9 protein-coding genes are annotated in these 11,854 nt (G+C 68.0%); all 9 read left to right on the top strand.

Features of this window, described 5'->3' with window-relative positions:
- The first annotated feature begins 38 nt into the window (after positions 1-38).
- The gene (trpE, locus tag NQ034_RS00425; protein WP_373566571.1) at positions 39-1,490 is read left to right on the top strand and encodes an anthranilate synthase component I; all 1,452 of its coding nucleotides are present in this window, start codon (positions 39-41) and stop codon (positions 1,488-1,490) included.
- Positions 1,487-1,984 carry a Trp biosynthesis-associated membrane protein gene (locus NQ034_RS00420; RefSeq protein WP_257046418.1) on the top strand — a complete coding sequence of 166 codons (498 nt, stop codon included), beginning with the start codon at positions 1,487-1,489 and terminating at the stop codon, positions 1,982-1,984. Before trpE ends, NQ034_RS00420 begins: the two co-directional genes overlap by 4 nt.
- Positions 1,985-2,072: 88 nt before the next feature.
- A complete protein-coding gene (locus tag NQ034_RS00415) occupies positions 2,073-2,357 on the top strand; it encodes an HGxxPAAW family protein (RefSeq protein WP_257046417.1) in 285 nt (94 codons plus the stop codon).
- Positions 2,358-2,368: 11 nt separating this feature from the next.
- Positions 2,369-3,154, top strand: coding sequence for an indole-3-glycerol phosphate synthase TrpC (locus tag NQ034_RS00410; RefSeq protein ID WP_257046416.1), 786 nt, complete (start codon positions 2,369-2,371; stop codon positions 3,152-3,154).
- Between the two features lie 45 nt (positions 3,155-3,199).
- Positions 3,200-4,426 carry a tryptophan synthase subunit beta gene (gene trpB, locus NQ034_RS00405; protein ID WP_257046415.1) on the top strand — a complete coding sequence of 409 codons (1,227 nt, stop codon included), beginning with the start codon at positions 3,200-3,202 and terminating at the stop codon, positions 4,424-4,426.
- Positions 4,423-5,247: a tryptophan synthase subunit alpha gene (gene trpA, locus NQ034_RS00400; RefSeq protein WP_257046414.1), complete on the top strand. Its 825-nt coding sequence runs from the start codon at positions 4,423-4,425 to the stop codon at positions 5,245-5,247. The genes trpB and trpA overlap by 4 nt, the downstream gene beginning before the upstream one ends.
- An 8-nt stretch (positions 5,248-5,255) precedes the next feature.
- A complete protein-coding gene (locus NQ034_RS00395) occupies positions 5,256-5,621 on the top strand; it encodes a hypothetical protein (RefSeq protein ID WP_257046413.1) in 366 nt (121 codons plus the stop codon).
- Positions 5,622-5,734: 113 nt separating this feature from the next.
- Positions 5,735-10,381: a glutamate synthase large subunit gene (gene gltB, locus NQ034_RS00390; protein WP_373456812.1), complete on the top strand. Its 4,647-nt coding sequence runs from the start codon at positions 5,735-5,737 to the stop codon at positions 10,379-10,381.
- Entirely contained in the window at positions 10,374-11,819 is a 1,446-nt protein-coding gene (locus NQ034_RS00385; protein ID WP_257046411.1) for a glutamate synthase subunit beta, read from the top strand. Before gltB ends, NQ034_RS00385 begins: the two co-directional genes overlap by 8 nt.
- Positions 11,820-11,854 lie beyond the last annotated feature (35 nt).

Here is an 11,854-nt window from a genome sequence, read left to right as displayed (position 1 = left end):
TCGAGGGTTTTCGGGCCAGCGGGCGGGAGCACCGAGTCGTGCCCGTCTACACCACGGTGCTGGCCGATTCGGAGACCCCTCTGAGCATTTACCGGCGCATCGCGCACGGCCGGCCCGGCGGATTCCTGCTGGAGTCGGCCCAGCACGGCGCCTGGAGCCGGTACTCCTTCATCGGCCGGAACCCGGTGGCCACGCTGACGGCCGACGCCGGCGGTGAACTCGTCTGGCTGGGCACGGTGCCCACCGGCGCGCCGACGTCCGGGGACCCGGTCGCCGCCGCCGACGAGCTGCTGCGCGTGCTGCGCAGCGAGCCACATCCGGATCTGCCGCCGATGATCTCCTCCCTGGTCGGGTATCTGGGCTGGGATGCGGTACGGCGCTTCGAGCGCTTGGGACCGGGGCCCGCCGCCGATGCCCCGATGCCGCTGTTGAGCCTGTCGATTCCCGGAGACGTGGTCATCTTCGACCACTACACCTCCGAGCTGACACTGGTGGCCAATGTCATCAACGTCGACGGGCTGGACACCGGCATCGAGGCAGCCCACGCCGGCGGCGTCGAACGTCTGCACGGACTGTTGGACGATCTGCGGGCACCGCTGCCGGCGAGCATCTCCCAGTGGAGCCCGGCGGACCCGGTCGTGACCACGACGACCACCCACGCAGACTACCTGGACTCCGTGCGCGAGGCCCAGCGCCGGATCGTCGACGGTGACATCTTCCAGGTCGTCATCGGTCAGCGCTTCACCACGGAGTGCCCCGCCGATCCCCTGGAGGTCTATCGTGCCCTGCGCCGGACCAATCCCAGCCCGTATATGTACCTGATGGACATCCCCGTGCCCGATGGGCCGTCGCTGGCGGTCGTCGGTTCCTCTCCCGAGGCGCTGGTGACCGTTGCCGACGGCCTGTTGTCGACCCACCCGATCGCGGGGTCGCGGCCGCGCGGTGCCACCGGTGCCCAGGACGCGGCGCTGGCGGCCGAGCTGTTGGCCGATGAGAAGGAACGTGCCGAGCACCTGATGCTGGTCGACCTGGCCCGCAACGACTTGTCGAAGGTGTGCGCCGCCGGCAGCGTCGACGTCACCCAGTTCATGGAGATCGAGCGCTTCAGCCACATCATGCACATCTCCTCGACCGTCACGGGCCGCCTGCGCGAAGGGCTGACCGGCATCGACGTGCTGCGCGCGACCTTCCCCGCCGGCACCCTCTCCGGGGCTCCGAAGCCGATGGCGCTGCAGATCATCGACGAACTCGAGCCGGTCGCCCGTGGCCTCTACGGCGGGGTTGTGGGGTATCTCTCGTTCAGTGGGAACCTCGATATGGCGATCGCAATCCGCACCGGAGTCATCAGACAGGGCCTCGTCCACGTCTACGCCGGTGGTGGAGTCGTCGCCGACTCGGTGCCGCAGGCCGAATACGAGGAATCACAGAACAAGGCCGCCGCCGTGCTGCGGGCGGCCGCGGCGGCAGCAGGACTGCAGGAGGACGTATGACCAAGGGCAGGGGGGTCCTGGCGCTGTTGGTGGCGGCGGGACTGATGTGGATCGTTGCGAGTCGGCCCTGGACACCGGCAGTCGTCGACAATGCGCAGACCATCGCCGGGGTGGCCGGGACCTCGACCAGCCAAGCCGGAACGTCGCCGCTGCTCATCGCCTGTGCTGCGATCGTGGCGGTGTGCGCACTCCTGCTGGCCCTGTTGCGCGGTTTCGGACGCCAGGTGATGGGCGTACTGGCGGGCCTGGCGGGCCTGGGTTTCGCCGCCGAGGCGATCGCCGTGCTCGCAGCCAGCGGCGCCACCGCGTGGCCCTGGGCGGGACTCGTCCTGGGCCTGCTCACAGCGGGGACCGCCGGTTGGGTCTGTGCTGCGGCCCGGACCTGGAAGACCAGTTCGCGCTATGAGCGCACGACGGTGGGCTCGGACCCCGATGATCCGGCCGCCACCTGGGACGCCCTGAGCCGTGGCGACGATCCCAGCGAGCGGGACTGATCGGTCCACATTCGGCGCCCGGCTTTTCGCTTCTGCAGCGGCGCGTGAAATAATGACCCCGTAGACCCCTGTGTAATTCTTTGGAGGAATGATGTCAGCTTTGGCCACCCGCAACGGTGCAACGGACCTCGACAAGTCGAGCATCGACTACGAGGCGATCCAGGACCCGGGAGAGGGCCACTCCATCGCCGGGTGGACGGGCACGACGATCATGCTCATCGGCACCATCGTCGGCGTGATCGGCAACCTGATCTTCAGCTGGCCCGTCTTCTGGGCCGGTGCGATCATCCTGGTCGTGGGCTTCGTGCTGGGCAACATCCTGAGCAAGGCCGGTTTGGGCGCCAAGCCCCACCACCACACGCTGAACCGCTGAGGGCGGCTGCGTTGACGGTACTCGACGACATCATCGTCGGCGTCCGCGCCGATCTTGCAGCCCGCCGCGCGGACCTCGGTCTGGCCGAGGTCCGCGCCCGTGCGCTCACCCGGGGCCCCGCCAGGATCCTGCGGCCCGGGCCCGGCCTGATCTGCGAGGTCAAACGCGCCTCCCCGTCCGCCGGCGCCCTTGCGGTCATCGACGATCCGGCTGCCCTGGCAGCGGCCTATGCGCGCGGGGGCGCCGCCGCGATCTCGGTCCTGACCGAACGCCGCAGGTTCCACGGCAGTCTGGCCGACCTCGACGCCGTGCGCGCAGCGGTGGACGTGCCGATCCTGCGCAAGGACTTCGTCGTCGACGAATACCAGGTCTATGAGACACGCGCCCACGACGCCGACCTCCTCCTGCTGATCGTCGCCGCGCTGAGCGACGACCAACTGTCCCATCTCTACGGACTGGGCCGCGAACTCGGCCTGACCGTACTGGTGGAGACGCATACGCCCGAGGAGATCGACAGGGCCTCCGCACTGGACCTCGACGGCGCTCTGCTGGGGGTCAATGTGCGCAATCTCAAGGATCTGAGCGTGGACACCGGACGATTCGCGCCCCTGGCGGCACTCGCGCCCACCGGCCCGGTGCTCGTCGCGGAATCCGGGGTCAGAACCGCTGCAGACGTCGCCGCCTACGCCACAGCCGGTGCGGGCCTCGTGCTCGTCGGCGAGGCCCTGGTCAAAGCGGGCGAACCGGCGGAGGCAGTGACCTCCTTCACCGCCGCTGCCCGGGCGTCGCACGGCTAGGACGCCAGGGCCCGCCCCCACCATCAACTGAGGAAAGTGACTCCCATGTCAGACACCGTGCCAGCGCCGACTCTGCCCAGTGGCCCGTATTTCGGGGACTTCGGCGGCCGGTTCATCCCCGAGGCCCTCGTCCCGGCCCTGGACGACATCGCAGAGGCTTGGCAGAAGTCCCTGGTCGACGATGAGTTCCAGGCCGAGCTCAAGCGCCTGCAACTGGACTACATCGGCCGGCCCAGTCTGCTCACCGAGGTTCCGCGGTTCGCTCAGCATGCGGGCGGTGCCCGGGTGTTCCTCAAACGCGAGGACCTCAACCACTCCGGCAGCCACAAGATCAACAATGCGATCGGCCAGGCTATGATCGCCAAGCGCCTGGGCAAGACGCGGCTGATCGCCGAGACCGGGGCGGGACAGCACGGGGTGGCCACGGCCACCGCCGCGGCCCTGTTCGGCCTCGAATGCACCGTGTACATGGGCTATGTCGACACCCAGCGCCAGGCCCTCAACGTGGCCCGGATGAGGTTCCTCGGCGCACAGGTGGTCGCCGTCGAGCAGGGCACCAAGGTGCTCAAGGACGCGATCAACGAGGCCATGCGCGACTGGGTGACGAATGTGGAGGACACCCACTACGTGCTCGGCACCGCCGCTGGCCCGCACCCCTTCCCGGCGATGGTCCGCAGTTTCCAGCAGGTCATCGGGACCGAGGCGAGGGCACAACTGGCCGCCATCACCGGGGGCCTGCCCGACGCCGTCTGCGCCTGTGTGGGCGGCGGCTCGAACGCGATCGGCTTGTTCTCCGCCTTCATCGACGAACCCACGGTGCGTCTCTACGGCTTCGAAGCCGGTGGCGAGGGCATCGAATCGGGCCGTCACGCGGCCAGGTTCGCCGGTGGGCGCCCCGGAGTGCTGCAGGGCGCGGCCAGTTATGTGCTGCAGGATGAAGACGGACAGACCCTGCCGTCCCATTCGATCTCCGCGGGGCTGGACTACACCTCGGTCGGCCCCGAGCACGCCCATCTGTTCGAAACCGGTCGGGCGACCTACGCCCCGATCATGGACGGCGAGGCGATGGACGCTATGCGGCTGTTGGCCCGCACCGAGGGAATCCTCCCGGCCATCGAGTCCTCACACGCCCTGGCCGGCGTCCTCAAGGTCGGCCGGGAGCTCGGTCCGGACGCCGTGATCGTCGCGAACCTCTCCGGGCGCGGCGATAAGGACATGACGACCGCTGCCACATGGTTCGACCTGATCGACGAAGGAGCACAGCAGCTATGAGCACGCCAATCGAAGGCGCCGCCGGTCCGACCCACCGTGGGCGGCGTACCGCCGAGACCCTCGACGCGGCCAGGGCCGCCGGCCGCACCGCGGGCCTGATCGGCTACCTGCCGGTGGGCTACCCCGATGTGCCGGGCTCACTGGAGGCGGTTCGCGAACTCGTCGCCGGCGGGGTCGACATCGTCGAGGTCGGGATGCCCTATTCGGATCCGGGGATGGACGGACCGGTCATCCAGGCCGCCTCGGAGGCCGCGCTGCGCGGCGGAGTGCGCACGCGCGATGTGTTCCGCGCCGTCGAAGCGGTGGCCGAGGCCGGCGGTACCGCCGTCGTCATGAGCTACTGGAACATCGTGCTGCAGTACGGGGTGGAGAACTTCGCACGCGATCTGGATTCCGCCGGCGGCGCCGGCATCGTCACCTCGGACCTGATCCCGGAGGAGGCCGGCGCCTGGACCGCGGCCAGCGACGCCTACGATCTCGACCGGATCTTCCTGGCAGCGCCGTCCTCGACGACCGAGCGGCTGGCCACGATCGTGGGAGCCCACCGCGGCTTCGTGTACGCGGCCTCGACCATGGGTGTGACCGGCACCAGGAGCAGCGTCGACACGCACGCCCGCGAATTGGTCGCCAGGGTCCGCACGGCCGGCGCTGCCCACGTGTGCGTTGGCCTGGGGGTCTCGAGCGCCGCACAGGCCGCCGAGGTCGCCGAGTACGCCGACGGAGTGATCGTCGGCTCGGCGCTGGTCAAGGCGCTGAGCAGTGGAGGACCGGCGGCCGTTGGAGCTTTGGCCCGCGAACTGGCGGAGGGAGTCGGGAGGTGAATCCGGCGGTGACGATCGCCATAGTCGCATGCGTCTTCGTCATCGCGGTGCTGGCGGGAGTGCTCCTGGCCCTGCGGCGGTCGAAAGCGGCAGCTGCCGCCGAGGACGCGGCCCTCGACGCGGCGGAGCGCCAGCAGGCGGCGCAGGGACCAGAGCTGGTCGGCTTCGGCCCGCAGACCTCCTCATTGCCGCAGATCACCCCGGAAATGCTGCAGCCCGGCGGCTCCACACAGGTTCCCGGCGGCGCGGCAGAGGACCCCGAGATATTCGGACAGCGTTCTTTTGGCTTTTTCGGAGCCGTCACCTCGGCTATCTCAATCGTCCCTCAGGTCGACCGTCTGCCGCAGTCCTCGAGACCGAATGATGAACCGTGAATTAGACATGAACGCGAATAGTTGTATCCTGGCCTCCCACATTTTTAAAATGTGACCTAGGGGACAGCGCCGTCCTCGCTTGTAGATGATTCGAGTGATTGGAGGACGGTGCTATGACTGGTGACCCCAGACCGTCTGTGCCCTTGTTCACGGATATGCCTGACAAGCAGGGACTGTACGATCCCGTGGCCGAACACGATGCCTGCGGCCTGGCGATGGTCGTGCGCTACCGGGGTGCGGCCGACCACCAGGTCGTCCAGCAGGCACTGACGGCGCTGCGCAATATGGAGCACCGCGGCGGCGTCGGCGGAGACGAGGGCACCGGTGATGGCGCCGGCATCACGGTCCAGATCCCACACGGCTTCTTCACCGACGTCGTCGACTTCGATCTGCCGGAGCCGGGCCACTACGCCGTCGGCACGGCCTTCCTCGACTCCGCGGATCCGGCCGCGGGCCAGGCGACGGTGACCAGTTTCGCCGAACAGGAGGGCCTGCGCATCCTCGGCTGGCGCGACGTCCCCGTGGTCCCCGACGTCGTCGGGCGCAGCGCCCGCGCCGTAATGCCGCAGTTCAAACAGGTATTCCTGGCCCTGGACCCGCGGATCCCGGTGACCTGCGATGAACACGGGAATCCGGCTCCCATGGAGCTGGAGCGCCGTGCCTGGGCCACCCGTAAGCGCTCCGAGCACTCGGGGGTGTACTTCCCCTCCCTGTCCAGTCGCACCCTGACATACAAGGGGATGTTGAGCACCGGCCAGCTGGCGCCCTTCTACCCGGACCTGGAGTCGGGCCGATTCATCTCCAAGATCGGCCTGGTCCACTCGCGGTTCTCCACGAACACCTTCCCGTCCTGGCCCCTGGCCCAGCCCTTCCACATGATCGCCCACAACGGCGAGATCAACACCGTGCGGGGAAATCGCAACTGGATGCGCGCCAGGGAGAGCCTGCTGTCCTCGGTCGAACTGGCCAGCCCCTGGTCGGACGGTTCGAACCGCGACCTGTCCCGGCTCTTCCCCATCGTCGATCCGGGTGGATCCGACTCCGCATCCTTCGACGAGGTCCTCGAACTGCTCGTGATGTCGGGCCGCTCGCTGCCCCACGCCATCATGATGATGATCCCAGAGGCGTGGCAGAACGATCCGCTGATGAGCGAACAGCGCCGGGCCTTCTACGAATACCACTCGATGCTCATGGAACCGTGGGACGGGCCCGCGTGCGTCGCGTTCACCGACGGCACCCTGGCCGGAGCCGTGCTCGACCGCAACGGCCTGCGTCCGGCCCGTTATGTGATGACCGAGGACACGATCGTACTGGCCAGCGAGGTTGGCGTCGTCGACCTGCCGGACGAGCAGATCGTCAAACGCGGCCGCCTCATGCCAGGGCGCATGTTCCTCATCGACACGGCAGCCGGCCGGGTCATCTCCGACACCGAGATCAAGAACGAACTCGCCACGGCCCAGCCCTACCGCGCCTGGCTCGACGATGCGGCGATCGACCTGGCCGACCTGCCCGACCGCGAACACGTCGTCCACCCGCAGAGCTCGGTGGAGCGCCGCCAGCGCACCTTCGGCTATACCGAGGAGGATCTGCGCCTGCTCATCGGCCCAATGGCGACCACCGCCGCCGAACCCCTGGGTGCGATGGGCTCCGACACCCCGATCGCCGCCTATGCACAGCGTCCCCGCCTGCTGTTCGACTACTTCGTGCAGAACTTCGCCCAGGTGACTAATCCGCCACTGGATGCGATCCGCGAACAGCTCGTGACCTCGCTGAAGTCCTCGACCGGCTCCGAGCACAACCTGCTCTCCGGCGGGCCGGAGCACACAGCACGCGTACTCCTGCCACACCCGGTGATCAACAACGACGAACTCGCGAAGTTCGAACACATGAGCCCCAAGCGGTTCGCCGGCCTGCGCTCGGCCCAGAGTCCGACGAAGGTGCTGCGCGGGCTCTACCGGCCCGGCGGCGGGGGAGTCAACCTGGCCCGCCGGATCGAGGAACTGTGCACCGAGGCCTCCCGCGCAGTGGCAGCCGGCGCCCAGTTCATCATCGTCTCCGATCGCGATTCGAATGCGGAATTCGCCCCGATCCCCTCCCTGCTGCTGACCTCGGCCGTCCACCAGCACCTGATCAGGGAGCGCACCAGGACCAGGGTCTCCATCATCGTGGAGGCCGGCGACGTTCGCGAGGTCCACCACGTCGCAACCCTCATCGCATTCGGCGCTTCGGCCGTCAACCCCTATTTGGCGATGGAATCGGCCGAGTACATGGTCAGGCAGGGCCGCCTGCCCGGCATCGACGAGGCCACCGCCGTCACCGGAGTGCTCAGGGCCCTGGGCAAGGGCCTGCTGAAGATCATGTCCAAGATGGGCATCTCGACAGTGCAGTCCTACCACGGGGCCCAGACCTTCGAAACCCTGGGCCTGAGCGAGGATTTCGTCGAACGCTACTTCACCGGCACCTCGGCCCGCCTGGGTGGCATGGGCGTGCAGGGAGTCGCCGCAGAGGTCGAGGCGCGCCACGGCGCGGCATATCCCGGCGAACACCCCAGACTGCAGGACCGGGTGCTCGAAACCGGCGGGGAATACCAGTGGCGCAGGGAGGGCCCGCCCCACCTGTTCAATCCGGAGACGGTCTTCAAGCTCCAGCACTCCACCCGCACCGGCCGGATGGACGTGTTCCGCGAATACACGAAGAAGGTCGACGACCAGGCCGCGGAGCTCATGACCCTGCGCGGGCTCTTCGACCTCAAGCCGGGACCGGACGGACCCATCCCCCTGGACGAGGTCGAATCGGTCTCCAGCATCGTGAAGCGCTTCTCGACCGGGGCGATGAGCTACGGCTCACTCTCGCAAGAGGCCCATGAGACCCTGGCGATCGCCATGAACCGCCTGGGCGCGAAGTCGAACACCGGCGAGGGCGGCGAGGACGCCGACCGGCTGATGGACCCCGAACGCCGCTCGGCGATCAAACAGGTCGCCTCCGGCCGCTTCGGCGTGACCAGCCTGTACCTGACGCAGGCCGACGACATCCAGATCAAGATGGCCCAGGGCGCCAAACCGGGCGAGGGCGGACAGCTCCCACCCTCGAAGGTCTACCCCTGGGTGGCCAGGACCCGCCATGCCACCCCCGGCGTCGGCCTGATCTCGCCGCCACCGCACCACGACATCTATTCGATCGAGGACCTGGCGCAGCTGATCTACGACCTCAAGCGGGCCAACCCCTCGGCCCGGGTCCACGTCAAACTGGTCTCGAGCGTGGGCGTGGGCACCGTCGCCTCCGGCGTGGCCAAGGCCGCAGCCGATGTCGTGCTGATCTCCGGCCACGACGGCGGGACCGGCGCCAGCCCGCTTAACTCCCTCAAGCACGCCGGCGCCCCATGGGAGCTGGGCCTGGCCGAGGCACAGCAGACCCTGCTGCTCAACGGGCTGCGCGAACGCGTTTCCGTCCAGGTCGACGGTCAGCTCAAGACCGGACGCGATGTCGTCATCGCCGCCCTGCTCGGCGCAGAGGAATTCGGCTTCGCAACGGCACCTCTGGTGGTCTCCGGATGCATTCTGATGCGCGTGTGTCACCGGGACACGTGTCCCGTGGGCGTGGCCACCCAGAACCCAGAACTGCGCTCGCGTTTCTCCGGCAAACCGGAGTTCGTCGTGAACTTCTTCGAATTCATCGCCCAGGAGGTCCGCGAGTATCTGGCCGAACTGGGCTTCCGGAGCCTCGACGAGGCAATCGGCCAGGTGGAGCGTCTCGATATGAAGAGGGCGATCGGGCACTGGAAGGCGCAGGGACTGGACCTGGGCGATGTGCTCCACGTCCCGCACACCATCGACGGTGCCGTCGCCGCGGTGCGCAAGCACACGACGGGGCAGAACCACCGGATCGAGGAGCACTTCGACCAGCAGTTCATGGCGGAGGTCGAACAAGCGCTGAAGACGCGCGAACCCGTGACGTTGACCGCCCATGCGACGAATGTGGATCGCTCGATCGGTACGCTGCTCGGACACACGGCGACCCTGTCCTGCGGGACAGAGGTCCTTCCCGAGGACCTCATCAGGGTCGAACTCGATGGCTACGCCGGCCAGTCCCTGGGCGCCTTCCTGCCGGCTGGAATCACCCTGCGACTGCGGGGTGACGCCAATGACTACGTCGGCAAGGGTCTGTCGGGGGGCACGATCGCGGTGGCGCCCGCTGCCGGAGTACGGGGCCTGCCACAGGAGAACGTCATCGCCGGCAATGTGATCGGATACGGTGCCACCGGTGGGCGTCTCTACCTGTCCGGACAGGTCGGTGAGCGCTTCCTGGTCCGCAATTCCGGGGCCACCGCAGTCGTCGAGGGCATCGGAGACCACGGGCTGGAGTACATGACCGGCGGAACCGCTGTGATCCTGGGTCCCGTCGGTCGGAACTTCGCCGCCGGGATGTCCGGCGGCACCGCCTATATGTTGGACTTCAATCCCGGTCGGATCAACGCGGCGGACAGGAGGGCCGGGAAATTCCAGCTCAGTGCGCTCTCGGACTCCGATGCGCTGTTCATCCGCGAGATCCTCGTGGCGCACGCGGATCGGACCGATTCCCCGCTGGCCGGCGGACTGCTGGACCAGCTCGAACGCGGCGAGGACGTGATGAGCCGCTTCACCAAGCTCGTTCCCGTCGACTACGCCAGTGTGCTGGAGATCCAGCAGATGTTCACCGGTTCCGGCCAGGACCCCGAGGGTGACGAGGCCTGGAACAAGATTCTGGAGGCTACTCATGGCTGATCCACGCGGATTCCTCAAGGTTCGCAACCGCGAACTGCCGTCCAAGCGACCCGTCGCACTGCGGTTGCTCGATTTCAAGGAGATCCCGACAGACCTCGGGGACTCCGCCTTCGTCGGGCAGGCCGGACGCTGTATGGACTGCGGCATCCCGTTCTGCCATCAGGGCTGCCCACTGGGCAACCTGATCCCCGAATGGAACGACGCGATGTACCGTGACGAGCTGCCGCGGGCGCTCAAACTCCTGCATGCGACGAACAACTTCCCGGAGTTCACGGGGCGGGCCTGCCCCGCACCGTGTGAGGACTCGTGCGTGTTGGGGATCAACCAGCCGCCGGTGACGATCAAGAACATCGAGGTCACGATCATCGATCGGGGCTTCGCCGCCGGCCTGGTCCGCCCGGAGACCCCCGAGCGGATCTCGGGTAAGACCGTGGCCGTCGTCGGTTCGGGACCCGCCGGCCTGGCCTGTGCCCAGCAGCTGACCCGGGCGGGGCACACCGTGGTCGTCTACGAGGCCGATGATCGGATCGGTGGCCTGCTGCGCTATGGCATCCCCGATTTCAAATTGGAGAAGCCCACCATCGACCGCAGGATCGAGCAGATGCGTGCCGAGGGCACCCGCTTCCGCACCGGGGTGCGGATCGGAACGGATATGTCCTGGTCCGACCTGCGCGAGCGCTTCGATGCGGTGTGCGTGTGCACGGGTGCGACGGTTCCCCGTGATCTGCCGGTGCCCGGCCGGGACCTGGCCGGAGTCGAGTACGCGATGGACTATCTGGTGCCGGTCAACCGGGCACAGCACGGTGACGAGGTCGACATCATCGACGCCAAGGGCAAGAACGTCATCGTCATCGGGGGCGGCGATACCGGATCGGACTGCCTGGGCACGGCACTGCGCCAGCAGGCGAAGTCCGTGACCACCCTCGCCATCGGCGCCCAGCCGCCGGTCGAGCGGCCGGCCGAACAGCCCTGGCCCACCACGCCGCGCGTCTTCGAGATCTCCTCGAGCCACGAGGAGGGCGGGACGCGCGAGTTCCTGGCCTCGACCGTGCGCTTCCTCGGCGATGACGCGGGCCACGTCCGTGCGGTCGAGGTTGCCGAAACCCAGTTCGTCGACGGCCGGCGGGTTCCCACCCCGGGGACCGAGCGGGAGATCCCGGCGGACCTGGTGCTCATTTCGATGGGCTTCACCGGTCCGCAGTTGCCGGCTGCGGAAACGGGCATCCGGTCACAGGGCAGTACCCTTGCCAGGGACGCTGCGTGGCAGAATCCGGCCGAGGGCGTCTTCGTCGCAGGTGATGCCGGGCGCGGGCAGTCGCTCATCGTCTGGGCGATCGCCGAGGGTCGTGCGGCGGCCGCCGCAATCGATCAGCACCTCACGGGTTCGACCCTGCTGCCGGCTCCCGTCACACCCGATCAGCAGGCATTGCGAGCCTGAGCGGGCGGACACGGATGGACCGGAGCGTATAGGGT

Origin of the sequence: Brevibacterium moorei, assembly GCF_024580735.1 — a bacterium.
GTDB lineage: Bacteria > Actinomycetota > Actinomycetes > Actinomycetales > Brevibacteriaceae > Brevibacterium > Brevibacterium moorei.
This window is presented reverse-complemented; position numbering and strand designations above follow the sequence as displayed.